Genomic DNA, 24,160 nt, shown 5'->3' on the forward strand with positions numbered 1-24,160 from the left:
GTTTCGCGTGTAGAAGCATGCTTGGTTCACAGCCGTTTCGGTGAGCCCAAACGAAGCAAATTTCCACGAGGTCGACTATGTCGAATCTGCACAAGACTCTCCTCGCAGCCGTCGTCGCCGTGACGGCTGCCCTGCCGATGGCCACCGCGGCTCAGGCCGCCGTCAAGACCGGTGCGCTGACCTGCCGGGTCGCATCGGGCGTTGGCCTCGTCTTCGGCTCCCGCCGCGCCGTCAACTGCGAGTTCAGGTCCAATCGCGGCACGGAGTTCTATACGGGCCGTATCGACCGCGTCGGTCTCGACGTCGGCTTCACCCGCAACAGCGTCATCGTCTGGAACGTGTTCGAGCCGACCCGCCGCCATGGCGATCTCTCCGGCCGCTACACCGGCGCCACGGCGCAGGCGACGGTCGGTCTCGGCCTGGGCGCCAACGTGCTCGTCGGCGGCGGCAAGAACAGCGTCGCGCTGCAGCCGCTTTCGGTGACGGCGCAGACCGGCCTGAACCTCGCCGCCGGCGTCAGTTCGCTGCACCTGACGCGCGTCAAGGCGCCGGCGCGCCGCTAAACGAAAACGGCGCGTGCCCAGGGGCACGCGCCGGATCTGTCAACGGCGGGATGTCGTCCTCTAAAGGCCCACGACGTCACGCTGCTGCACGATGCCCTGCCGGCTAGTCTTCAGCAGTTCCGCGACCAGGAACGCCAGTTCGAGCGCCTGGTCGGCGTTGAGGCGGGGGTCGCAATGGGTGTGGTAGCGATCCGAAAGATCCTCGTCGCTGATGGCCCGGGCGCCGCCCGTGCATTCCGTCACGTTCTTGCCGGTCATCTCGATATGGATGCCGCCCGGGAAGGTTCCCTCGGCCCGGTGCACGTCGAAGAAGTTCTTCACTTCCCGAAGGATCAGGTCGAAAGGCCGCGTCTTGTAGCCACTGGACGCCTTGATCGTGTTGCCATGCATGGGATCGCAGGACCAGACGACGGAACGGCCTTCCTTCTCCACGGCGCGGATCAACTGCGGCAGGTGGTCGAACACCTTGTCGGCGCCGAAGCGGCAGATCAGCGTGAGCCGGCCCGGCTCGTTGTCGGGATTGAGCACGTCGATCAACTGCAACAGGCCATCCCCGGTCAGCGACGGCCCGCACTTCAGGCCGATCGGGTTCTTCACGCCGCGCATGTATTCGACATGGGCATGGTCGGGCTGGCGGGTGCGATCGCCGATCCACAGCATGTGGCCGGACGTGGCGTACCAGTCGCCGGTCGTCGAATCGACGCGGGTCATCGCCTGCTCGTAGCCGAGCAGCAGCGCCTCGTGCGAGGTGAAGAAATCGGTCGAGCGCAGCGACGGCGTGCTCTCGGGATCGACGCCGCAGGCGCGCATGAACGCCATCGACTCGGAAATGCGATCCGCGATCTCCTGGTAGTGATGGCCCTGCGGGCTATCCTTGACGAAGCCGAGCATCCACTGGTGGACATGCTCGAGATTGGCGTAGCCGCCCTGGGCGAAAGCGCGCAGCAGGTTCAGCGTCGCCGCCGACTGGCGATAGGAATCCTCGATCCGGCGGGGATCGGGGATGCGCGCCTCGGGCGTGAATTCGATGCCGTTGATGATGTCGCCGCGATAGCTCGGGAGTTCGACGCCATTGATCGTCTCGGTCGAGGCCGAGCGCGGCTTGGCGAACTGGCCGGCGATGCGGCCGACCTTCACCACCGGCATGGAGCCGGCGAAGGTCAGAACGACCGCCATCTGCAGGAAGGCGCGGAAGAAGTCCCGGATGTTGTCGGGGTGATGCTCCATGAAGCTCTCGGCGCAATCGCCACCCTGCAACAGGAAGCTCTCGCCGCGCGATACGGCGGCCAGGCTCTTCTTGAGCTTGCGCGCTTCACCGGCGAAGACGAGCGGCGGGTAGCTCGAAAGCCGTCCCTCGACCGCGGCGAGCGCCGCTGCATCCTGATAGTCCGGCACCTGCTGGATGGGCATCGACCGCCAGCTATCCGGCTTCCAACTCGTCTTCATCGTGATCACTCCACACCCCTGCCCGTCTTCGCGCAGCTCCAGCGCGAGACGAGGCTCATCGGGTCTCGAAAGGTGCGGCTTTATACACGCATGCTCGGGAGGAGGCTACCGGCGCGTCATCCCCTTCAGAGCCATGACGCAACCCAGTGCCAGAGCCGGTCCTTGAAGCCGACAAAGGCCGGCGGCGGCAGAATCTCTGGCGGCCTGGACGTCTTGACGCCTTCCGGCACGAGGCGCGACATCCAGATCTCGCCGTCCGTATAATAGGGATCGCCCTCGCCGTTGCGTCCGTTCAGAGTCGGGCCGATGCCGGTGACTTGATAGGTCGCCTCGACCATTCCCGCCTTCTGCAGGTCCTCGGTCAGTTCGTCACGCACCGCGTCGATGTCGGGACCGATGTGATGCGTCACCTGGCCGGTGTCATGGCTGAGGCCGACGCCGCGATCGAAGGTCGCCGAACCGAGCCAGACCGGGCGATTCTCCGCCCCCTTGTCCAGCACCTGCCAGAATCGCACATGGTTGCGCCTGTCCGCACTGGTACCGACAGGTTTCTCAAAGGCGAAATCCTCGCGCCGGCCGTCATAGTAGAGCGGACTGACCGGCGCATCGTGATAGGGCCGGTCGAGCACGACGCTGCCGACGATCTCGATGCTGGATCGCCAGGTGATCGGATCGGCCGGATACCAGCCCGCCGCATGCATGGCCCGGAGCACATCCTCCTTGACGCCGACGAGCCCCACATTGAGCGGATCGCCGGGAATGCCCTGCGCCGTATGCGTCACCATCGGCCGATCCGCCAGGCCGGGCTGCCGCTCGTAATGCGTCCAGGCAATCGGGAGCACGACATAGGCGGCGAGCCCCCAGACGGCCAGCACCGCAACCGCCCCGGTCGCCAGATTGCGCAGCCTCAACCGCCTGCGAAGCCCCTTGTCCGCCGCCATCGCACGTCTCCCTTGTGGCGGATATCATGACGCCACCGCAAGGCGGCGCAAGGCCTCCGCGGTATCATCATCGGCTGGAAAGAAGGATTCGATCGCCAGCTCCGACAAGGTGACGTCGACCGGGGTCCCGAACAGGGTCGTCGCGGAAATGAAGGAGAGCGTCTCGTCGCCGAGGCGGACCCGATACGGCACGGCGATACCGCCCAGATCGTCCCGGACAACCGGCCGCCCGGCACCGCCGGAAGGATAGGCGCGCAGCTCTTCCAGCAGGTCCGCGAGGCCCGCATCGCCCGTCAGGTCTATCTCATGCGCCAGGCGCGCGAGCAGATGCGCCCGCCATTCCGGAAGATTGAGCGTGCGCGGAGCGAGTCCCTTCGGGTGCAGCGCCAGACGCAGGACGTTGACCGGCGGCTCCAGCAGGCTGGCATCCACACTGGCGACAAGCCGCATGATGGCGGCGTTGGCGACAACGAGGTTCCACTGCCGATCGATCGCCAGCGCCGGATATGGCTCGTGCCCCACGATGATGCGCTCGACGGCCTTGCGGACGACCGTTAGGCCAGCATCGTCCAGCCTTCTCTCCTGGTAAACGGGGGCAAAGCCCGCAGCCACCAGCATCCGGTTTTGCTCCCGCAAGGGAACCTCCAGCTCGGCGGCGAGCCTCAGCACCATGTCGCGGCTCGGTCGCGATCGGCCGGTCTCGATGAAGCTCAGATGGCGTGTCGACATCTCTGCGTCGCCGGCAAGGTCCATCTGGCTCCGGCGACGCCGCTGGCGCCAGTCGCGGATCTGTTCGCCGATCGGGCGTGGATTCGTGGCCATGCGCCGACGATAGCGAGAAGTCCGGCAGCGATCCAATTACCTCCGAGGTAATCGACTTCATGCCCCCGGCCCACAAATCTCCGGCCCGTCAGCAACGACGAGCCGAGGAACCGGATCATGAACATCACCCGCCATCCCAACTTCCTACGCCATCTGCTTGTGGTGGACGCCGCCAGTTGCCTCGCCATGGGCGGCGCACTGGCGCTCGGCGCCGGGTTCGTCACCGACTGGCTCGGACTGCCGGCCGGCCTGCTGCGGGCAGCCGGCCTGGTGCTTCTACCCTTCGCCGCCCTCGTGCTGTTCGTCGCCACACGGCCGATCCTCTCGCGGTCCGCCGTGTGGGGGATCATAGGCTGCAACGCCGTCTGGGTCGTCGGCAGCGTCCTCTTGCTGATCGGCGGCCTCGCGGCGCCGACGGCACTCGGCATCGCCGTCGTGATAGCGCAGGCCGTCGTCGTCGCCTTCATGGCGGAACTGGAGGCCATCGGCCTGCGCGCCGCTTCGCCGATCCCTGCCTGACCTTTCCACCTTCTGCGCGAGCGGCGGCCCCGACTCGCGCCCCCAACCTCAAATCAACCTTGGAGACAGACCATGACCAACCCCGCAGCCCTCGTCGAACGCTACATCGCCAGCTGGAATGAAACCGACCCCGCCAAACGGCGCGAACTGATCGCAGCGACCTTCACGGAATCGGCCAGCTATGGCGACCCGATGATGAAGAGCGACGGCCATGGCGGCATCGACTGCATGATGGCGGCCGCTCAGGAGCGCTTCGCCGGCTTGCGCTTCAAGCAGGTTGGCAGGATCGACGCGTATGAAGATCGCGTCCGCTTCTCCTGGGAGCTCGGTCCCGATGGCGGCCCCTCGGTCGCCGGCGGCACAGACTTCGCGACCGTCAATACCGGCCGGCTGGCCCATGTCGTCGGCTTCCTGGACTTTGCGCCAGCCGCCTAGTCGGCGAGACTTGCCCAGAGATGGGTCGTGGCGAGGCTTCGATGCGGGGCAAAGGCCTGCATCGAAGCCTCCTGCGCCTTGAGGTCGGGCCGCTCGGCGAGGCCATGCAGCCGCTGCAGCGCGGTGGCGAGGCCGGAATCGCCGATCGGCGCCATGTCGGGAAAGCCGAAGCCGCGCAGCAGGATGTAGCGCGCCGTCCAGGTGCCGATGCCGCGCACGGCCACCAGCGCGGCCTCGGCCTCGCCGGCCGATCCCTGCGCCAGCGCTTCGAGCGAGAACGCGCCTTCCTCGATTTGCCGCGCGACCCCGATCAGGTAACTGGCCTTCGACCGCGAAAAGCGCAGCGAGGTCAGATCCTCCATGTCCAGCGCGGCGACGCGGGCCGGGTCGGGGTTGGCATAGAGCCCGCTGATGCGATGAAGAACACCCGCCCGCTCGATCATGGCGCGACGGAGGGCGGCAGCGAAGGTCAGGTTGATCTGCTGGCCGATCACCGCCCAACAGACGGCGTCCCAGATATCGGCGGTAAGGGGGATGCGCAGGCCGCGGCGCGGGCCCAGGATGCGCGCCGCATCCTCGCGCGCGGCCACCAGCGCCTCGAAGCCGACGGGATCGCTGCCGAGGCCGAGCATGCGCGACACGATCCGCTCCACCGTCTCCGGCGGCAGGACGTCTCCGTCGAGACGAACCTCGGCATGCGGGTCCGTGGCGCGGTCGGAATGAGCGAGGTCGATCTGGAGACAATACGCTGTTCCGTCGACCAGTACGGTCTTGGCGAGGATCCGCCCTTCGACCCGCTCGCTGACACTGAGCCGGTCACGACCGTGATAGGCGAGCGCATACTCGGGCCGGAAGCCGGCCGGCAGCGCAAGGGTCAGCTTCATTCCGCGCATTTCCTTCGTACCGCCGCGATCGCGGAATGGCACCGGTCGCCCAGCGCTAACGCGACCCCAGCGGCACGGCCATCCGTTTCTTGCTCCGCAATCGATGCGGTCTCGAAGCGATCAGCCTTGGCGGCGGTGGCGAACGCTCGGCTCGCGCATGGTGACGAGTTCTTCGGCCGCGGTCGGATGCAGAGCCATGGTGGAGTCGAAGTCGGCCTTGGTCGCGCCCATCTTCAGCGTGATGGCGACGATCTGCACGATCTCGCCGGCATCGGGGCCGAGTATATGGCAGCCGACGACGCGGTCGCTGTCCGCATCGACGAGAAGCTTCATCAGCGTCTTCTCGTTGCGTCCCGAAAGCGTGTGCTTCATCGGCCGGAAGCTGGTCTGGTAGACATCGACCGCCGCGAATTCGACGAGAGCCTCTTCCTCGGTCAGGCCAACGGAACCGATTTCCGGCTGCGAGAACACGGCTTTGGGAATACCGAGGTGATCGACCGAGATGCGCTTGCCGCCGAACACGGTGTCGGCGAAGGCATGGCCCTCGCGAATGGCCACCGGCGTCAGGTTGACCCGGTTGGTGACATCGCCGACCGCATAGATTGACGGCACGTTGGACTGCGAGAATTCGTCGACGATGACGGCGCCCGCGCCATCGAGCTGGACGCCGGCACTCTCCAGGCCGAGGCCGCGCGTGTTGGGAGCGCGCCCGGTCGCGATCATAACCTCGCCGGCGGAAAGGGCTTCGCCGCTACGGGTATGCGCCAGCAGGCCGTCCGCCGACTTCTCGATCGACGTGATGACATCGCCGGTCAGGACGCGGATACCCTTCTTCTCGATCTCTTCGCGCAGGGTGCGGCGGAGATCGGCGTCAAAGCCGCGCAAGAGCGCATCGCCGCGATGGACCAGCGTCGTCTCGACGCCGAGACCATTGAAGATGCCGGCAAATTCCACCGCGATAAACCCGCCGCCGACGACCACGATCCGCTCCGGCAGACGCTCAAGATGGAACGCTTCATTCGACGAAATCGCCAGTTCGCGGCCCGGCAGATCCGGCACGATATAGGGCGTCGCCCCGGTCGCGACGAGAATGTACTTCGCCGTGACGAGGCGATCCTCCGCCACGAGCCGCACCGTGTGAGGATCGATGATCTCCGCGCGGCTCTGGACCAGCTTGGCGCCGGAGCGCTCCAGATTGCGGATATAGATGCCATTCAGGCGATCGATCTCGGCGTCCTTGGCAGCCACGAGGCGCGGCCAGTCAAAGGTTGCCTCCCCGGGATTCCAGCCGAATCCGACCGCATCCTCGAACTCCTCGGCAAAGCGCGAGGCGTAGACGAACAGCTTCTTCGGCACGCAGCCCCGGATCACGCAGGTGCCGCCGACGCGGTATTCCTCCGCCACCATCACGCTGGCGCCGTAACTGGCGGCAATCCGCCCCGCACGAACACCGCCGGAACCGGCGCCGATGATGAAAAGGTCGACGTCGAACTGGTTCATGATCAGGCTCGGTCCCAGGGCATTTTCAGGCGAAGTGGACGGCGGTTCGCGCAAGCAGATCGCGATCCGCCCAACAAAGGGCGCATCGTCGCCGGTGAAGGCGAGACGGCGAAGTGGCCTAGAACTCGATGCCCTTCTTCTTCAGGTCCTCGCGGGACTTTTCGAACAGTTCCTCGCCGACGCGATCCGACCAGCCCTTGACCGACTGCAGGGTCTCGCCGACGACCTTCGGGCCGATTTCCGCCAGCTTGGAGCCGGCCGGGCTCTTGTAGAAGGTCGAGATCGCGTTCAGCTCGTCTTCGGAGAAGTGCTTGGCCCAGATGCGGGCGACGTCGTTGTCGAGGTCCTTGCGACGCGAAACGAGTTCGAGCGCCTGGGCGTCGACCACTTCGGCGATTGCCTGATGCTGGTCGGGACGCATGCGGATCAACTTGTTCTGGGTCTGCTGCGACAGGAGCGGCAGCAGGTTGTCGAAACCGCGCGAGGTCTTGGCCGCATGTACGGCCTCGAGCGCCGCGGCGACATGCGCGTCGGTCACTTCCTGCGCCTGAGCGAAACCGGCCGTGCCCATGGCGAGGCCGGCAGCCAGCACGACGGCGCCAATGGATTTGCGGATGAAGGTCATGGAGAAACTCCCGATGGGCGAAATAATGTTAAGCCACCAACCAGCTTATGCCTTCCGGCCGAGCGATGACGGCAGCAGATGCAAGTCCAATGAAGAGACCGTGCTCCACGACCCCCGGAATCGCGGCGAGGGCGAGACTCAAGGCTTCTGGATCGCGAATGAGGCCAAAAGATGCATCGATGATGGCGTGGCCACCATCCGTTACGAAGGGTGAGCCGTCCGCCGCGAGACGCCGCGTCAACGTGACGGGCATGGCCAGACGCGCGGCCGCGTCGGCGATCGCCGCCGTGGTAGCGCCGATGCCAAAATGATTGACCTCGACCGGCAACGGAAAGGCGCCGAGGGTGTCGACCAGCTTGGAGCCGTCGGCGATCACGATCATCCGGCTCGATGCCGCCGCGACGATCTTTTCGCGCAGCAGCGCACCGCCGCCGCCCTTGGTCAGCCGCAGCCGGCTGTCCAGTTCGTCGGCGCCATCGATGGTCAGATCCAGGCGAGGCAGTTCTTCCAGCGTCGCCAGCGGAATGCCCTCCGCGCGCGCCAGCGCCGCCGTGCGTTCCGAGGAGGGAACGCCGACAACCGAGAGCCCGTTTCGCACGAGAGCTCCGAGCCCGCGAATGAAGTGGTTTGCCGTCGAGCCGGAGCCAAGGCCAAGCTTCATGCCGTCCTCGACCTGTTCGAGGGCCGCAAGCGCCGCCTGCTTCTTGAGTTCGTCGCTGGAGATCATCAGGCACTTCGAATTTGTGGAGTTGACGCCGATGCGGCGCCGCTTGTTAGCATGGGGCGCGGCCGTCGCCAACGTCCACGCGACATCGTCCCGCCTTTCAGAGGTCGGAGGGAGTTGGTAGGTTCGCACACCTCCACCGACGGATTCCCCTGCTGATGCGCCCCATCCTCGTCTTCGATCTCGACGGCACGCTCGTCGATACGGCCACCGATCTCGTCGCGACCCTCAATGTCGTGCTCGAACAGGAGGGCCTCGCCGCCCTTCGCTACGAGGATGCACGCGCGATGGTGGGGCATGGCGCCCGCGTCCTCATCGAGCGCGGCCTCGCCGCCAATGACGTCACCCGCGACGCGGCCACCATCGATCGGCTGTTCGACACCTACATTGCGTATTATGCGGCCCACATTGCCGACACCAGCCGGCCCTTCGAAGGCGTCGTCGCGGCGCTCGACCATTTTGCCGCCGAAGGCTGGCTGCTCGCGGTCTGCACCAACAAGCTCGAGGGTCTTTCGATGCTGCTGCTCGATGAGCTTGGCCTGTCGGACCGGTTCGCGGCGATCTGCGGCGCCGACACCTTCGCCGCGCGCAAGCCCGATCCGCTGGCGCTCAACGAGACCATCCGCCGCGCCGGCGGCGATCCCCGTCGGGCCGTGATGATCGGCGATTCGAAGACCGACATCGACACGGCCAAGGCGGCTGGCATTCCCGTCGTGGCGGTGGATTTCGGATATACGTCGGTTCCGGTCACCGAACTCGGCCCGGATATCGTCATCGGCCACTTCGACCAGTTGGCCGCGGCGGTGGCCGAGCTGACCGTCCGCGTTTAGAGGTCAGTCGCTCGAAGAGCGCTTCTACCGGCAGCGCTTGGCGGCGATCTTGACCGGCTTCATGTCGAGCCGAACCAGCTTTCCCGTCAGCGCGAAGTCGCCATAGTCGAGCCGCATCCGTCGCGTGACGCCATTCTCGTAGACGATGAAGGACAGCTCATAGGCCGGCGACTCCTCCCCGGACCCCTTCTGGTCAAAATAGCTGAGTGTCACGGGCCAATGGCGCACATTGGCGATTCCGGCCGATTTGGCGGCTGCCTCGTCACCGAGATCATCAGCGCCCGAATTGGCAGCGCCGATGACGGCAGCCGTCGCGTAGGGCTTCTCGCCCTTTTCCGACCCATCGAACAGCCCGACCTGCACGAAGCGATCGCCGCGCATCGCGGCTTCGATAATGGTGGAGAGATGCTGGTTGGGGAACTGGAACGAGGGCGCAATGTCGAAGCGCTCAGTCTTGGGCTTGGCCAGCGTGACATGGAGCTTGCCGTCCTCGCGTTCGGCCGATCCCGTCGAATCCTCGGCCAGCGTACCGTCCACATAGCTCTTGGTGGCGAAGCTGAAGCTCTTGCCGTCGGCATCCTCGAAGGTGGAGGTCGCCACGTCGGTCAGCCGCGAATTGCCATCGCCATCGCTGATGCGCGTCACGAAACGCAGCTTGGTCGTATAGCCGTCGCAGCGAGAGCCGGCGAAATCATAGACCATGCGGCCTTCGGCATCGCTGACGGACTCCGCCTTGCCGCCGGAATCGAGGCGCAGATCATAGACGGCCTGGTGCGTCGCGAAGGGAAGTTTGGCCGGCGCGGGCGAGATGGCTGCGGCCGAATCCGCCATGACCATCCATGATGCGGCGGCGGCAACCAGCGCCAGCCCCGTGCGACCTGCACCCAGTGATACGGACTTCATGCGAGCTCCCATCGTCGTCAAGCCGACATAGGGCTGACATAGAGCGCCATTTCAATCAGCAAAACGCCAAAACGTCTACGGACCAGCATATACCTTGTCGCCGCATCGGAACATGAGCGTCGCTTGCGGTCGCCCCGGAATCGGGCGAAACCCAAACGAATGAATGCCATGCCTTGGGAGAACCCTATGACGAGCCTGATCGATAGCCGACTGGAAGCTCTCGGAATCGTGTTGCCCGCGGCGGTCGCACCGGCCGCTAACTATGTACCGGCTGTGGAAAGCCGAGGCTTTCTCTATATCTCGGGCCAGATTCCGGTTGGAGCCAATGGCATCGAATATGTCGGCAAGCTCGGGCGCGAGCTGACGCTGGAAGACGGCCGCGCCGCCGCGCGTCTGTGCGCCATCAACATTCTAGCCCAGGCGAAAGCCGCGCTGGGCGACCTCGATCGCATCGGTCGCGTGGTCAAGCTCGTCGGCTTCGTCAATTCGGATCCGGAGTTCGGCGACCAGCCGAAGGTGGTCAACGGCGCTTCCGACCTGATGGTTGAGGTGCTGGGCGACAAGGGACGTCACGCCCGCTCGGCCGTCGGCGTCGCGGCCCTCCCCTTCGGCGTCGGCGTCGAAGTCGAAGCCATCCTCGAAATCGCCTGATCCATGTCCTCGGATCGCCCGATCGCCCCCGCCTGGCTTACCGCGCGCCCGATCGCCCACCGCGCCTATCATGACGCGGCCGGCGGCCGGATCGAGAACACGTTCTCGGCCGTCCGGGCCGCGATCGAACGCGATTTCGCGATCGAGGTGGATCTGCAACTCACCGCCGATGGCGCGGTCGTCGTCTTCCACGACGACACGGTCGACCGCCTGATGCAGGCCAGCGGCCGCGTCGACGCCATGACGCTGGCAGACCTGAAGGCGACCGCCTTCCGGCAGGGCAGCGACACGGTGCCGACGCTCGCTGAACTGCTGGAGACTGTTGCCGGCAAGGTCCCGCTGGTGATCGAGCTCAAGAGCAACTGGAATGGCGATCGACGTCTCGAAGCCGCGGTCGCGCCGATCCTCGCCGCCTATGAAGGGCCGGCGGTGGTGATGTCGTTCGACCCGGACTCGATGGCCGCCATGCAGAAGCTTCTGCCCTCCATGCCGCGCGGCATCGTGGCCGACCGCTACACCGAGCTTGAGGAATGGGGCTTCCTGCCGCCCCGCCGCCGCTTTGCGCTGCGCAACCTGTCGGCGGTGCCCAAGGTCGGCGCCAGTTTCGTCTCCTATGACCTGAACGGCCTGCCCGCTTTCGCCCCCTCGAAGGTCCGGGCCAGCGGACTGCCGCTGATCACCTGGACGGTACGAACGCCTGAACAGGCCGCCAAGGCGAAGCTCTATACCGACCAGATCACCTTTGAAGGGTTCGACCCGGACAAGCTCTGACGTCTCGGTCCGACCTTTCCTGCACGCCGGGTCGGCAACAGTCTGGATGAGGCGGAAGCCGCAGGGGCGCGCCTGCCCTTCTCGCCGCAAGACGCCGTTCACAAGGCGTCTTGCGCTTGCGGCGTTGCGCCTTAGATGCTGGGATAGTCCATGCGCCCGAGCGAGAACGTCCTCCCCTCATGACAGCCACCACCGATGCGCGCCTCAGCGTCCTCTCCTCGCTTGCCGAAATCGACCGGCAGGAATGGGATGCCTGCGCCAATCCGGGCTGGGCTTCGGCCCGCCCGTTCGGCGAGGATCCCTCAACGTTTCTAAAGACTTATCACGGACGAGCGGAATCAGGACCTGAAGCCGACGCGCCTGAATCAAAATCTCAGCGGACGTCCTATAACCCCTTCATTTCCTATGATTTTCTGCATGCGCTGGAAGAATCCGGCTCGGCAACCGGCCGAACTGGCTGGCAAGCGCGCCACCTCGTGCTCGAGGACGAAAACGGCAAGGCCGCCGGCATCGTACCCTGCTACCAGAAGGCCCATTCGATGGGCGAGTATGTCTTCGACCAAGGCTGGGCCGATGCCTATGAGCGCGCCGGTGGCCGGTATTATCCGAAACTGCAGGTCTCGGTTCCCTTCACCCCCGCCACCGGTCGCAGACTGCTGAGCCGCGCGGACGCGCCGCCCGCCACGCGCGAACTGCTGGTGGCCGGATTGCTGGAGCTTTGCCGCCAGCTCGGCACCTCCTCGATCCACGCAACCTTCCTGGAAGATCCGGACGCCGACCTGCTCGACGAGAGCGGCTTTCTCGCCCGGATGGACCAGCAGTTCCATTTCATCAACGAGGGCTATCGCGACTTCGATGATTTCCTTGAGGCGCTCGCCTCGCGCAAGCGCAAGGCGATCCGGCGTGAGCGGCGCGAGGCGCTCTCCGACGGCATCACGGTCGAACACCTGACGGGCCCCTCGATCACCGAACGGGACTGGGATGCGTTCTTCGGCTTCTACATGGATACCGGCGCGCGAAAGTGGGGCCGCCCCTATCTCAACCGGCGCTTCTTCTCGCTGCTCGGAGAGCGGATGGCCGACCGGGTCCTGCTGATCGTCGCCAGGCGCGACGGCGTGCCGATCGCCGGCGCCCTGAACATGATCGGCTCGGACGCCCTCTATGGCCGCTACTGGGGCGCGTCGGAGGAAGTGCCCTTCCTGCATTTCGAGGTCTGTTACCACCAAGCCGTCGACTGGGCGATCGCGCACGGCCTGCCGCGCGTCGAAGCCGGCGCGCAGGGCGACCACAAGCTCGCGCGCGGCTATCGCCCGATCGTCACCCGCTCGGCCCATTTCATCGCCGATCGCGGCCTGCGGCGCGCCGTTGCCGACTATCTGTCGCGAGAACGCGAAGCCGTTGCCGCCGATCACGAATTCCTCGACGAGCACACGCCCTTCAAAGCTGATACGTGACGTTGCATGACTGCGATTCTTCTCTGGGTCGGGGCTGCGGCCATCCTGCTCGTGACCGAACGGCAAGGGACGCGGCCGGCCTTCGCGCTGCTCGCCTTTGCGTTCCTGACCGCCTGTTGCCTGCTGGTGGTCGGAGACGAGGAACGGGCAACCCTCCTGGCCTTGATCCTGGCGCTCACCATCGTCGGCGCGTCCGCCGTCAAGCATCACCATAGCGGCATGAAGCTCGCGGTCGCGGATTTGGGCCTGACCTTCGCCGGCACCATTCCCTTCATGCTGCGGCAATACCGGCGCACGGCGACGCTGACCATCGCCGGGGCCGTCCTGCTCTTTCTCGCCGCGCTGGCGACGCTGGCACTGGTGCGCGGCGCCCCCTATCCCTTCACCTCCCGGCTTCTGATCCTCGGACTGACGGCGGTGGCGCTCTATGCGCTCTGGCGCGCGAATGGCGGCACGGCCTATCGAACCGACGTGACGCAGCAGAAGCGCTTCTTCTCGTTCTTCATCGCTTCGCTGGTGGATGTCGCCAGTTGGTGGCCGACCGGCGGCCTGCGCATGCTGGACGTCGCCGCGACGCCGCTTCCCCTGGCCGCGCCGATCGCGGCACGCAGCGACATCCGGCCGGATATCATCGTCATCCAGCATGAATCGGTGTTCGACCCGCGCCTGTTCGGCCTGCCCGTGGACGACGGAATCGCGGAATTCCTGACGCCGAAGGATGCGCTCCACGGCACGCTGCATGTCGACATCTATGGCGGCGGATCCTGGCAGACGGAATTCAGCCTGCTGACGGGATTGTCCTCCGCCAGCTTCGGCCCCGATTCCTATTTCCTGTTCAAGAAAGGCGTTGGCCGCTTCCGCCACTCACTGCCGAGCGAACTCGCACAGCTCGGCTACCGCACCATGCTGTCGACCAGCTGCCGGCGCGAATTCATGAACTACAACGCCTTCTATGCCGGCATCGGCGTGGCGGAGCGCCTGTTTTCCGATGACTTTCCGCCCCCCTTCGATCTCGCCGCCTTCGAGGTCAACAATTCCGACGCCGCCTTTTTCGCGGCGACCCGGGGGGCGCTGGAGCGTTCGATCGACCACGACCCCGCTCCGCGCTTCCTGATGGCTCTCACCAATTTCAACCACGGGCCGCATGAGACGCGCCTGGTGCCCGCAGGCCGGTATGAGGCGGCGCGCCGCTTCGCCACCACCGCCCTGCCCGATGCGAACTACGGCGAATATTACGCCCGCATGACGGAGACGGCCGAGAGCTACGCGGCCTTCAAGGCAGCGCTGAAGCAACGCTATCCCGACCGGCCGATGCTGATCGTGCGCTATGGCGACCACCAGCCGACCCTGACGCGCGCCATCGAGGAGGCACGCGGCATCGCTTCCGACGATCCGCGCCAGTTCGAGACCTTCTACGCGATCGAGGGCATCAACTTCGAACCGAAACTCGCCAGCGTGCCGGCGCGGCTGGACATCGCCATGCTGGGCACCGTCGCGCTGCAGGCCTCGGGCCTGCCGCTTGACGCCGTCTCCGCAACCCGTGCCAGTCTCATCGGCGAGTGCGGCGCGCTCTATATCGCAACGCCATCGGAGCGTAAGAACCGCTTTCACCGTGCGCTGATCGATCAGGGCCTGATCGAACTCGGCAGGACGACCCCGCAGGCCTCGGGCGTGCCCGAGCGGGCCTGACCGAACGGAACCACAACGACCGGAGATCCGCATGACCCCGTATGACGACACCAACATCTTCGCCCGGATCCTGCGCGGCGAGATCCCGTCGCAACGCGTCTACGAGGACGCCGAGACGATCGCTTTCATGGATGTCATGCCGCAGGGCCCCGGCCACTTGCTCGTCCTGCCCAAGACGCCCTCGCGCAATATGCTCGACGCGGATCCGGCCGTGCTGGCGCGGCTGATCGCCATCGTGCAGAAGCTCGCCCGCGCCGCCAAGCGCGCCTTCGCGGCCGACGGCGTGACGGTCATGCAATTCAACGAGCCGGCCGCCGGCCAGACGGTCTTCCACCTGCATTTCCACATCATCCCGCGCTTCGAGGGCGAGCCGCTGCACCCGCATACGGGCGCGATGGAAAAGCCGGAAATCCTGGCCGAAAACGCCGAACGCGTGCGCACGGCGCTGGCAGCGGAATAATTTCGCTCGGGTCGTGTCACAGATCCTGCGGCTGGCTCGTCTTACTCCGTCAACCAACGGAGACGATGATGCACGAGAGACTGAACCCCTATATCGCTGCCCCCGACGCCGTGAAGGCGATGCAGGAAACGAGCCTGAAGCTCGCGGCTTCCAGCATCGAGCACAGCCTGCAGGAACTGGTGAAGATCCGCGCCTCGCAGATCAATGGCTGCGCCAATTGCCTGCACATGCACACGGCCGACGCGCGCAAGCATGGCGAGACCGAGGAGCGGATCTATCTGCTCAGTGCCTGGCGTGAGTCGCTGCTCTACACGCCGCGAGAACGGGCAGCACTCGGCTGGACCGAAGCCCTGACGCTGATCGCCCAAACGCAGGCACCTGACGCCAACTATGAGGCCCTGAAGGCCGAGTTCACGCCAAAGGAACAGGTCGAGTTGACCTTGCTCATCGGCACGATCAACGCCTGGAACCGGCTTTCCGTCGGCTTCCGCACGGTGCATCCGAACGATCGCAAGCAGGCGGCGCGCCAGGCTGCCTGAGCAACACCGCATCCGGATGGGTTCGCTCGGCGGCCCATCCGGCCGAAATCGATGGTCAGAGGGAGCGCAATGGTCGACGCGTCGACGGCCGAGTTCGAACAGCACAGGCGATTTCTGACCGGCCTCGCCTATCGGATGCTGGGTTCGCTGGCGGATGCACAGGATATCGTCCAGGAAGCGTTTCTGCGGTGGCACGGCGCCGCGCCGTCCGGACTGGCGAGCCCGCGCGCCTGGCTCGGCAAGGTCGTGACGCGTCTCTGCCTCGACGCCATGAAGTCGGCACGCGCGCGGCGTGAGACCTATGTGGGCCAATGGCTGCCGGAGCCGATCATCGAACCGATCGACGCTCCCCTGTACGCTGCCGCGGACGACCGCATCGATGCGCCCGTGGCGCTGATGCTGGCGCTCGAGCGCCTTTCGCCGCTCGAACGCGCCGCCTTCATCCTTCACGATATCTTCGAGATCGCATTCAAGGACGTCGCCGACGCGCTCCACCGGAGCGAAGCCGCGTGCCGTCAACTGCTGGTTCGCGCGCGGTCCCATGTCGGCGAGCCGAAACCCCGCTTCGAGGTCGACGCCGAGGAAGCGACCCGGCTGACCTCGGCCTTCTTCGCCGCGACCAATAGTGGCGACGCCACAGCGCTGCGCGATCTACTGGCGGATGCCGCCCGCCTGCACGGCGACGGCGGAGGCAAGCGTCCTGCCACCTTGAACATCCTCTACGGCGCGGAAAAGATCGGCCGCTTCTTTGCCGGCCTCGCCCAGAAGCCGACAGCCCATCCGAACCCGATCTGGTCGGGACCGCTGCGCATCAACGGCTTGCCCGGCTTCGTGGCCATGGACCTGTTCGGCGCGCTCCAGGTGACCGCGCTGGAAATCGAGGATGGGCGGATCGGGGCCATCTACAGCATGCGCAATCCCGACAAGCTCGCCGGCGCCGAAGCCTTCCTGCCAGCCACCATCCATCCGTAAAAAAAGCGAGGCGCAGTTCTGCGCCCCGCTTTCATCTCGTTCAGGCCGGACGGATCATTCCGTCTTCAGGGGTACCTTGGGCACCAGCCCGCCACGCTTCGGCGGAGTCGGCGTCTCGGCGGCCGCCTTCTTGGCGCTGGCCGCCTTGCGGCGGGGCTTCGCCTTGGCCTTCGGCTCCTCGGGTTCGGGCTTCGGCGTCACCGGACCATCCTCGATCGGGTCGAGATGCAGGCCGGTTTCGCCGTTTTCCTTGGTCTCGACCGTGATCTTGACCGTACCGCCCTTGCGCAGCTTGCCGAACAGCACCTCGTCAGCCAGCGGCTGCTTGATGTACTGCTGGATCACGCGGCCAAGCGGGCGGGCGCCCATCTGCCGGTCGTAACCCTTGTGGGCCAGCCAATCGACCGCCTCGGGCGAGAGATCGAAGGTGACGCCGCGATCGGCCAACTGGGCCTCGAGCTGCAGCACGAACTTCTGCACGACATTGTGCACGACCTCGATCGGCAGATTGCCGAACTGGACGATCGCGTCGAGACGGTTGCGGAACTCCGGCGCGAACAGGCGGTTGATTGCCTCCTGGTCGTCGGGGTCGCGCGTCGTCGACTTGAAGCCGATGGCGGGCTTGGCGAGATCGGCCGCGCCGGCATTGGTGGTCATGATCAGGATGACGTTCCTGAAATCGACCTGCTTGCCGTTGTGGTCGGTCAACTTGCCGTGATCCATGACCTGCAACAGGATGTTGAACAGATCCGGATGCGCCTTCTCGATCTCGTCGAGCAGCAGCACGCAATGGGGATGCTGGTCCACGCCGTCGGTCAGCAGGCCGCCCTGGTCGAAGCCGACATAGCCCGGAGGCGCGCCGATCAGCCGCGAGACCGTGTGGCGCTCCATATATTCCGACATGTCGAAGCGGATCAGCTCGACGCCGAGGCTCGCCGCCAACTGCTTGGCGACTTCGGTCTTGCCGACGCCGGTCGGTCCGGCGAACAGATAGGAGCCGATCGGCTTCTCCGGTTCGCGCAGGCCGGCACGGGCCAGCTTGATCGCCGAGGTGACCTGGGCGATAGCGCTGTCCTGCCCGTACACGACGCGCTTCAGCGTCGTCTCCAGGCTCTTCAGCACTTCCTGGTCGTCCTTCGACACCGTCTTGGGCGGGATCCGCGCCATGGTGGCGATGGTGTCCTCGATCTCCTTGACGCCGATGGTCTTCTTCCGGCGGTTCTCCGGGATCAGCATCTGCGAGGCGCCGGTCTCGTCGATCACGTCGATCGCCTTGTCCGGCAGCTTGCGGTCATGGATGTAGCGGGCCGACAGTTCGACCGCCGACTTGATCGCGTCATTGGTGTAGCGGACGCGGTGGAAGTCCTCGAAATAGGGCTTCAGCCCCTTCAGGATTTCAATCGCATCGGGAATCGTCGGCTCGTTGACGTCGATCTTCTGGAAGCGCCGGACGAGCGCCCGGTCCTTCTCGAAGAACTGCCGGTATTCCTTGTAGGTGGTCGAGCCGATGCAGCGGATCGCGCCGCCGGCCAAGGCCGGCTTCAGCAGGTTGGAGGCATCCATCGCCCCGCCCGACGTGGCGCCCGCACCGATGACGGTGTGGATCTCGTCGATGAACAGGATCGAACCCGGATATTCCTCGATCTCCTTGACGACCTGCTTCAGCCGCTCCTCGAAATCACCGCGATAGCGAGTCCCGGCGAGCAGCGTGCCCATGTCGAGCGAGAAGATGGTCGAACCGGCCAGCACGTCGGGGACATCGCCCTCGACGATGCGCTTGGCCAGGCCTTCGGCGATCGCGGTCTTGCCCACGCCCGGGTCGCCGACGAAGAGCGGGTTGTTCTTCTGACGGCGGCAGAGGACCTGGATCGTGCGCGCGATTTCGATGTCGCGGCCGATCAGCGGGTCGATCTTGCCCTTCTTCGCCTTCTCGTTGAGGTTGACGCAATACGCATCCAGAGCGTCGGCCTTCTTCTTGTTCTCCTCGCGGCTGTCGACCGTGGCGGCGTCATCGTCGACGCCATGCACAGGCCGGCTCTCGCTCATGCCGGCGCGCTTGGCGATGCCGTGCGAGATGTAGTTGACCGCGTCGTAGCGGGTCATGTCCTGCTCCTGCAGGAAGTAGGCGGCATGGCTCTCGCGCTCGGCGAAGATCGCGACGAGCACGTTGGCGCCGGTGACCTCCTCACGGCCAGACGACTGCACATGGATGACGGCGCGCTGGATGACGCGCTGGAACCCGGCGGTCGGCTTCGAGTCTTCCTCGGGGCCGTGCGCCAGATTGGCCAGTTCCGTGTCGATGTAGTCGATAAGGCTGCGCTTCAGCATGTCGAGATCGACATTGCAGGCACGCATGACGGCAGCCGCGTCCTGATCTTCGATCAGAGCGAGCAGGAGATGTTCGAGTGTCGCGTATTCCTGATGGCGTTCGTTCGCGAAGGCGAGCGCCTGGTGGAGGGCCTTTTCGAGGCTTCGGGAGAATGACGGCACGTTAGGACCTCACTTCCTTTCCATCACGCATTGCAGCGGATGTTGGTGTTTGCGCGCGAAATCCATCACCTGGGTGACCTTGGTCTCGGCCACTTCATAGGTGAAGACACCACACTCCCCCACACCATGCTGATGCACATGCAGCATGATCTGCGTCGCCTCTTCCCGGTTCTTGTTGAAGAACCGTTCGACGACATGCACGACGAATTCCATCGGCGTGTAGTCGTCGTTCAAAAGCAGAACGCGATACAGGTTCGGCCGTTTGATTTTCGGCCGTGTCTTGGTGACGACGCCAATGTCGTTGTCGCCATCATCGGAACGACGAGGTTCTTTGCTCATATGGTTCGATCGATACGTCGCTAAAACGGAATCCTGCCGATAATCACGCTGCAGCGCAATCGCTCATTTCGAGGATCCGCGCTACCGCTCGCCAGACAGGCGGGAAGGTGTCGACGCTTTATATGGGGAGGCTTCTCACCGATGGAAGTGCAGCCGGCCCGACGCATGGACATCGCGCCACTTTCGGTCCTATCTCAACCGGCCGGTCGCCCCCGACACGGAATGGATCGGAGCCTGAATGGCCGTTACCACACAGTTCATCGTGCAGCCCTACCGCCTGAACAAGCGCGGCAAGCTCGAAGCAGAGCCAGCCGTGGCAGCCAGTTCGGCGGAAAATGCGAAGCAGAGAGCGCAGAAGCTCTCGGACAGCCGCGCTGGCGTCATCGCCTTCCAGATCGCCGTCGATGCGGAGATGGGCGACTATGGCGAGCCGGTGACGCTGGCCCGCTACGGCACCCTCCCGGAGGAAATGGACTAGCGGGCTACCGGGCCGGCAAGTGGGGCCACGCCAGCAAAAAGCCCGGCTCGAAGGCCGGGCTCATAATTCCAGGAACGCCGACAGGCTAGCTCGGGAACTTTCCGAAAAGCCCTTCGAACGGCTTGTAGGCCTCGCGCGTCATTTCCGTCATCATCGAACTCAGCTTCGTCATCTGGCCGACATAGCCCTCATAGGCCGTCTTGACGTATTCGCTCTGCGCCTCGACGGCCTTCTCGACACTGGTCGAGGACAGGATCTTCTCGAGCGCTGCCGAACCCGTCTCGAAGCTCTTCTTCGAATAGTCCGCCGCCTCGACGGCAATCGCCTGGAGGCCCTCGCTCATCGAACCGAAGCTCTTCATCGCGAGATCGATGCTTTCCTTGCTTGCCTTCTGCACGCCGTCGAAATTCTGGATCAAAGAGAGGCCCTCCGCAGATAAACCCGCGCCATAGCAGGTTTCATATCGAGCACGTTCAGGCAGGGCAGGACTGAAGTCAAGAAAATTTGCTGCACCGCACAATGCCAGGCTGGCAAGCGCGACGCTGCGGCATCCTGCGCAAGCCCCAAAACGGGACCCAAACCAGATCCGCAATTTTTACGGATTCGTAACGGCGTTTCCTTAGCTTCCATTCATAAGGCCGGAAAGCGACGCCGAACTGGCGTGAGCACGCTTTCAGGGGCCGGGAATGGAAATCGGAAACGAAACTGCTGGCGGCCGCCATTTCGGTCTGTCGGCGGCAAAATTTCAGAACCGCCATTCCTGCCTCAAAAAAGTTCCGGTCTTGCGGTCAGTTGGTAATTGGGCACTGCCGGAGTTGACGCTCCGGTTCTGCGAGACGCGGAGAGATCACTCACATGTTGATGGGCCTGAACCCCCTCGGCCGGCATTGCGTCCGCTCGGTTCGTCGCGCTCTGGCGGGCATTCTTGTCGCCGGCGTTGCGTTGACCGCGGTGACCGTCGAAGCCGCCGCAGCGCCCAACTCTTCCATCGTCGTCGACGCCAAGACCGGCAAGGTCTTGTACTCGAAAGAGCCCGACGCGCTGCGCCGGCCCGCTTCGCTCACCAAGATGATGACGCTTTATCTGCTTTTCGGCGAACTGGAGAGCGGCCGGCTCACCATGTCGTCGCGCTTGAAGGTCTCGGCCTTTGCCTCGCGCCAGAGTCCCACCAAGCTTGGCCTCAAGCCTGGCTCGACCATCGCGGTCCGCGACGCGATGCTCGGCCTGATCACCCGTTCCGCCAACGACGCCGCCGTGGTCATCGCCGAGAACCTCTCCGGTTCGGAAGCCGCCTTCGCCCAGCGCATGACCAAGACCGCCCGCTCGATCGGCATGAGCCGCACCACGTTCCGCAATGCCTCCGGCCTGCCCAATGACGGCCAGTGGTCGACGGCGCGCGACATGGCGACCCTCGGCCGTGCGCTCCAGGACCGCTATCCGCGCTATTACAAATATTTCGCGACCAAGAGCTTCGTCTACAATGGCCGCGTGATCAGAGGTCACAATCGCTTGCTCGGCCGCGTCGATGGCGTGGACGGCATCAAGACCGGCTACACGAACGCGTCGGGATATAACCTCGTTTCCTCCGTGAAGCGCGACAACCGCGCCCTGGTCGCGACCGTCATGGGCGGCAACACAGGCGCCGCCCGCGACAAGCAGATGGCGACGATGCTCGAGAAGTACCTGCCCGTCGCCTATGCAGGCCCGGCAAAGTCGCGGTCGCTGTTCGCACGCGCCCAGAATGCTCCGGCGGCCGATGTCGAAACCGAAGTCGCGGTCGCAGCGCCGGCGCCGGTTCCCACCGCGCGTCCTTCTCGAGTGGAGACCATCCTCGCGACGGCCATGCCGCTCGCCAAGCCGCTGCCGCTCGCCGAGGCTGTGCCAATTCCGACGCCCGCCCCGGTCCAGGTCGCCGATGCCGAGGATGAAGAGCCCGTCTCCGTCCAGGCCTATGCGGCAGAGCCGATCGAACCGGCCGCCGCTCGCGGCCCCCGGATGGTTTTCCAGACCGGCCCGGCCGGCAAGCCGATCGCCCGGCCTTCCGTGAAGACGGCAGCGATCGTCCAGCCGGTTCCGACCGCCGACGACGATGCCGGCGACAGCTTCACCGGCAGCATCACCGCTTCGGACGCTCCGACCGCCGAGATCGACGATGGTTGGAAAATCCAGATCGCCGCCGCGCCGGATCAAGACGGTGCCAAGCTGATGCTGGATCGCGCCAGGTCCAAGGCCGGCAAGATGCTGGCCAGCGCAACGCCGAGCGTCGAGCCCGTCGCCAAGGGATCCTCGACCCTCTACCGGGCCCGCTTCGCGGGGTTCGACAACAAGGATCAGGCCCGCGCTGTTTGCGCATACCTGACGAAGCGCGATGTGTCCTGCCTTGCCATCCGTCAGTAAAGGCAGGCCACGCCCGAGAATTTCGCCCTCCTTTTTTGTACCTGCGTCCGGGAGCTAGCGATGTCCGCCGAGGAGTCTTTCCTTCGCCTCGTTGATTTGGGCGGCCAAGAACGTCGATCCTCCCTGGTCGGGATGGACGCGTTTCATCAGCCGTCGGTAGGCCGCTCTGATTTCGGCCTCGGAAGCGCCGGCCGAAAGGCCAAGGATCTGGTAGGCCTGCTCATCTGTCATGGCGCCCGCGCGCGCCGTGCGGCGCGACCGGCCTGTCGGGTCACTCTCGACGTGTTCACGCCAACCGGGAATGCGGCGGTCGAGATAAGCTTCGAGTAAGACGCGGTCACGGGCCCTGCCCGCGACTTCGGAATAGAGAACCACCAACTCTTCGGGGCTCAAGCTCTGGAGGGAACGTCCGGCATACCGGCCCTGCCGAACCTGGCCAGCCTCGATCCATGGCTTCCTCGATTCGAGAAGCTTCGGCTTGAGCAGCCAGAGACCGATCGCCAGAAGCGGGATGCCCGCTCCCAGACGTCCGGTTGCCGCCGTGAAGATCCCCGTCGAGATCAGGGCACCGGCGGCGCCGCGCCGCACGGCCCGGCCCAGGGCATGCGCCCCCTTCTCACCGCCGAACAGGAAAGCGATTCCGATCGATACCGCAAGCACGCCCAGAAACGGAATAATCAGGCCCATCGGCACTCCAAACCGGCCGATTCCTTCCGGCCCTCTCCTCTCTATTGCGGGCAACTCTCCCTCGCGGCAAGGGCCCGCGCCGCAATGGATGATGCCCGCGTGATTTGCTAGACAGGCGCGGCACGGTAGCCAGCGCCGCCCTCGCCGTCACGAGGCGGTTTTGGCCGCCGCGCTGCGCAATGAGGACATGCCATGCCTGCCAGCCCGATCATCCACCGCACCGTCGACGACCTGCGCACCGCCGTCGCCGCATGGCGACGCGAAGGCCATCGCGTTGCCATGGTGCCTACCATGGGCGCGCTGCATAGCGGGCATCTGGAGCTTGTCCGCGCCGCGCGCGAACGAGCCGACCGCATCATCGTGACGATCTTCGTCAATCCGACCCAGTTCGCGCCAACCGAGGATTTCGGCTCCTATCCGCGCACCGAGGCAAGCGATGTCGCCAAACTGGCGGAGCTTGGCGTCGAAGCGGTGTTCGCCCCCAACGCCAACGAGATGTATCCGGCCGGCTATGCGACGACCGTATCGCTCGCGGGCCCGGCGATCGGGCTGGAAACGGATTTCCGGCCTCATTTCTTTTCGGGCGTCGCGACCGTCGTTTCCAAACTACTGATCGCCGGTTTCCCTGACGTCGCGATGTTTGGCGAAAAGGACTACCAGCAGCTGATGGTCGTGCGGCAAATGGCGCGCGACCTCCGCCTGCCGACGGACATTGTCGGCCTGCCGACCATCCGCGAACCCGATGGCCTCGCCCTCTCCTCCCGCAACGCCTACCTCTCGGCCCAAGAGCGACAGACCGCGACGACGATCTCGCGCGCCATGCGCAAGGCAGCGGACGCGATCCGGGCCGGCGGCGACGTCGAGGCGGCGCTTGCCGAAGGCCGCGAGACGCTGACGGCGGCGGGCTTCCGGGTCGACTATCTGGTGCTGCGAAATGCCGAGACGCTGGCGGAAATCGGCGACCTCGCGCAGGAACCGCGCCGGATGCTGGCGGCCGCCTGGCTGGGCAAGACCCGCCTGATCGACAACATCGCGGTGTGA

General features: G+C 65.3%; 26 protein-coding genes. 14 read left to right on the plus strand and 12 right to left on the minus strand.

Going from position 1 to position 24,160, the window contains the following annotated elements; genetic code table 11:
- The first annotated feature begins 77 nt into the window (after window positions 1-77).
- Window positions 78-563 carry a DUF992 domain-containing protein gene (locus OSH10_RS15695; protein WP_266332800.1) on the plus strand — a complete coding sequence of 162 codons (486 nt, stop codon included), beginning with the start codon at window positions 78-80 and terminating at the stop codon, window positions 561-563.
- 60 nt (window positions 564-623) lie between these two features.
- Here the strand turns inward: OSH10_RS15695 and OSH10_RS15700 are convergent, their stop codons facing one another.
- The 3 genes from OSH10_RS15700 to OSH10_RS15710 all read right to left on the minus strand — a co-directional run bounded on the left by OSH10_RS15700 (window position 624) and on the right by OSH10_RS15710 (window position 3,772).
- Complete coding sequence (locus tag OSH10_RS15700; protein ID WP_266332801.1) at window positions 624-2,009, minus strand: class II 3-deoxy-7-phosphoheptulonate synthase; 1,386 nt, start codon at window positions 2,007-2,009, stop codon at window positions 624-626.
- Between the two features lie 125 nt (window positions 2,010-2,134).
- Complete coding sequence (locus tag OSH10_RS15705; protein ID WP_266332802.1) at window positions 2,135-2,950, minus strand: LssY C-terminal domain-containing protein; 816 nt, start codon at window positions 2,948-2,950, stop codon at window positions 2,135-2,137.
- 24 nt (window positions 2,951-2,974) lie between these two features.
- Window positions 2,975-3,772 (minus strand): helix-turn-helix domain-containing protein, encoded by a 798-nt coding sequence (locus OSH10_RS15710; RefSeq protein WP_266332803.1) that lies wholly within the window; start codon window positions 3,770-3,772, stop codon window positions 2,975-2,977.
- A 117-nt stretch (window positions 3,773-3,889) separates the two neighbouring features.
- On the opposite strand from OSH10_RS15710, the gene OSH10_RS15715 reads away from it, so the two are divergent.
- Entirely contained in the window at window positions 3,890-4,291 is a 402-nt protein-coding gene (locus OSH10_RS15715; protein WP_266332805.1) for a hypothetical protein, read from the plus strand.
- Window positions 4,292-4,363: 72 nt separating this feature from the next.
- Window positions 4,364-4,726 (plus strand): nuclear transport factor 2 family protein, encoded by a 363-nt coding sequence (locus OSH10_RS15720; RefSeq protein ID WP_266332806.1) that lies wholly within the window; start codon window positions 4,364-4,366, stop codon window positions 4,724-4,726.
- Here OSH10_RS15720 and OSH10_RS15725 read toward each other — a convergent pair.
- The 4 genes from OSH10_RS15725 to rpiA form a co-directional block, all read right to left on the minus strand.
- Complete coding sequence (locus OSH10_RS15725; protein WP_266332808.1) at window positions 4,723-5,610, minus strand: DNA-3-methyladenine glycosylase 2; 888 nt, start codon at window positions 5,608-5,610, stop codon at window positions 4,723-4,725. The two genes, OSH10_RS15720 and OSH10_RS15725, sit on opposite strands and share 4 nt — an antisense overlap.
- Window positions 5,611-5,730: 120 nt before the next feature.
- Entirely contained in the window at window positions 5,731-7,110 is a 1,380-nt protein-coding gene (gene gor / locus OSH10_RS15730) for a glutathione-disulfide reductase (protein ID WP_266332810.1), read from the minus strand.
- Between the two features lie 118 nt (window positions 7,111-7,228).
- Window positions 7,229-7,735, minus strand: a complete 507-nt coding sequence (locus tag OSH10_RS15735) for a DUF2059 domain-containing protein (RefSeq protein ID WP_266332811.1) — start codon at window positions 7,733-7,735, stop codon at window positions 7,229-7,231.
- A 28-nt stretch (window positions 7,736-7,763) separates the two neighbouring features.
- Window positions 7,764-8,459: a ribose-5-phosphate isomerase RpiA gene (gene rpiA / locus OSH10_RS15740; RefSeq protein WP_323181612.1), complete on the minus strand. Its 696-nt coding sequence runs from the start codon at window positions 8,457-8,459 to the stop codon at window positions 7,764-7,766.
- A gap of 158 nt (window positions 8,460-8,617) precedes the next feature.
- On the opposite strand from rpiA, the gene gph reads away from it, so the two are divergent.
- Complete coding sequence (gene gph, locus OSH10_RS15745; protein WP_266332815.1) at window positions 8,618-9,289, plus strand: phosphoglycolate phosphatase; 672 nt, start codon at window positions 8,618-8,620, stop codon at window positions 9,287-9,289.
- A gap of 24 nt (window positions 9,290-9,313) precedes the next feature.
- Here the strand turns inward: gph and OSH10_RS15750 are convergent, their stop codons facing one another.
- Window positions 9,314-10,192 (minus strand): cell envelope integrity EipB family protein, encoded by an 879-nt coding sequence (locus OSH10_RS15750; protein WP_266332816.1) that lies wholly within the window; start codon window positions 10,190-10,192, stop codon window positions 9,314-9,316.
- Between the two features lie 186 nt (window positions 10,193-10,378).
- Between OSH10_RS15750 and OSH10_RS15755 the strand changes: the two genes are divergently transcribed.
- The 7 genes from OSH10_RS15755 (at window position 10,379) to OSH10_RS15785 (ending at window position 16,728) form a co-directional block, all read left to right on the plus strand.
- Window positions 10,379-10,843, plus strand: a complete 465-nt coding sequence (locus tag OSH10_RS15755) for a RidA family protein (RefSeq protein ID WP_266332818.1) — start codon at window positions 10,379-10,381, stop codon at window positions 10,841-10,843.
- Window positions 10,844-10,846: 3 nt separating this feature from the next.
- The gene (locus tag OSH10_RS15760; RefSeq protein ID WP_266332819.1) at window positions 10,847-11,614 is read left to right on the plus strand and encodes a glycerophosphodiester phosphodiesterase family protein; all 768 of its coding nucleotides are present in this window, start codon (window positions 10,847-10,849) and stop codon (window positions 11,612-11,614) included.
- Between the two features lie 179 nt (window positions 11,615-11,793).
- Window positions 11,794-13,068 carry a GNAT family N-acetyltransferase gene (locus tag OSH10_RS15765; RefSeq protein ID WP_266332821.1) on the plus strand — a complete coding sequence of 425 codons (1,275 nt, stop codon included), beginning with the start codon at window positions 11,794-11,796 and terminating at the stop codon, window positions 13,066-13,068.
- Between the two features lie 6 nt (window positions 13,069-13,074).
- The gene (locus tag OSH10_RS15770) at window positions 13,075-14,757 is read left to right on the plus strand and encodes a sulfatase-like hydrolase/transferase (protein ID WP_266332822.1); all 1,683 of its coding nucleotides are present in this window, start codon (window positions 13,075-13,077) and stop codon (window positions 14,755-14,757) included.
- Between the two features lie 31 nt (window positions 14,758-14,788).
- Entirely contained in the window at window positions 14,789-15,217 is a 429-nt protein-coding gene (locus tag OSH10_RS15775) for an HIT family protein (protein ID WP_266332823.1), read from the plus strand.
- A gap of 68 nt (window positions 15,218-15,285) precedes the next feature.
- The gene (locus OSH10_RS15780; protein WP_266332824.1) at window positions 15,286-15,756 is read left to right on the plus strand and encodes a carboxymuconolactone decarboxylase family protein; all 471 of its coding nucleotides are present in this window, start codon (window positions 15,286-15,288) and stop codon (window positions 15,754-15,756) included.
- Window positions 15,757-15,825: 69 nt separating this feature from the next.
- Window positions 15,826-16,728 (plus strand): sigma-70 family RNA polymerase sigma factor, encoded by a 903-nt coding sequence (locus tag OSH10_RS15785; RefSeq protein ID WP_266332825.1) that lies wholly within the window; start codon window positions 15,826-15,828, stop codon window positions 16,726-16,728.
- Between the two features lie 54 nt (window positions 16,729-16,782).
- Here the strand turns inward: OSH10_RS15785 and clpA are convergent, their stop codons facing one another.
- Window positions 16,783-19,218, minus strand: a complete 2,436-nt coding sequence (clpA, locus tag OSH10_RS15790) for an ATP-dependent Clp protease ATP-binding subunit ClpA (RefSeq protein WP_266332827.1) — start codon at window positions 19,216-19,218, stop codon at window positions 16,783-16,785.
- A 9-nt stretch (window positions 19,219-19,227) separates the two neighbouring features.
- Window positions 19,228-19,557, minus strand: a complete 330-nt coding sequence (gene clpS, locus OSH10_RS15795; protein ID WP_266332829.1) for an ATP-dependent Clp protease adapter ClpS — start codon at window positions 19,555-19,557, stop codon at window positions 19,228-19,230.
- A 238-nt stretch (window positions 19,558-19,795) separates the two neighbouring features.
- Here clpS and OSH10_RS15800 point away from each other — a divergent pair, with 238 nt between their 5' ends.
- Complete coding sequence (locus OSH10_RS15800) at window positions 19,796-20,035, plus strand: hypothetical protein (protein ID WP_266332831.1); 240 nt, start codon at window positions 19,796-19,798, stop codon at window positions 20,033-20,035.
- 85 nt (window positions 20,036-20,120) lie between these two features.
- Here the strand turns inward: OSH10_RS15800 and OSH10_RS15805 are convergent, their stop codons facing one another.
- Window positions 20,121-20,453: a phasin family protein gene (locus OSH10_RS15805; protein ID WP_323181611.1), complete on the minus strand. Its 333-nt coding sequence runs from the start codon at window positions 20,451-20,453 to the stop codon at window positions 20,121-20,123.
- A gap of 437 nt (window positions 20,454-20,890) precedes the next feature.
- Between OSH10_RS15805 and OSH10_RS15810 the strand changes: the two genes are divergently transcribed.
- Window positions 20,891-22,432, plus strand: coding sequence for a D-alanyl-D-alanine carboxypeptidase (locus OSH10_RS15810; protein WP_266332832.1), 1,542 nt, complete (start codon window positions 20,891-20,893; stop codon window positions 22,430-22,432).
- A 54-nt stretch (window positions 22,433-22,486) separates the two neighbouring features.
- On the opposite strand, the gene OSH10_RS15815 is transcribed toward OSH10_RS15810, so the two are convergent.
- Window positions 22,487-23,119: a DnaJ domain-containing protein gene (locus OSH10_RS15815; protein ID WP_266332833.1), complete on the minus strand. Its 633-nt coding sequence runs from the start codon at window positions 23,117-23,119 to the stop codon at window positions 22,487-22,489.
- 192 nt (window positions 23,120-23,311) lie between these two features.
- On the opposite strand from OSH10_RS15815, the gene panC reads away from it, so the two are divergent.
- A complete protein-coding gene (gene panC / locus OSH10_RS15820) occupies window positions 23,312-24,160 on the plus strand; it encodes a pantoate--beta-alanine ligase (protein ID WP_266332834.1) in 849 nt (282 codons plus the stop codon).

Source organism: Kaistia defluvii (assembly GCF_026343955.1).
Classification (GTDB): Bacteria; Pseudomonadota; Alphaproteobacteria; order Rhizobiales; family Kaistiaceae; genus Kaistia; species Kaistia defluvii.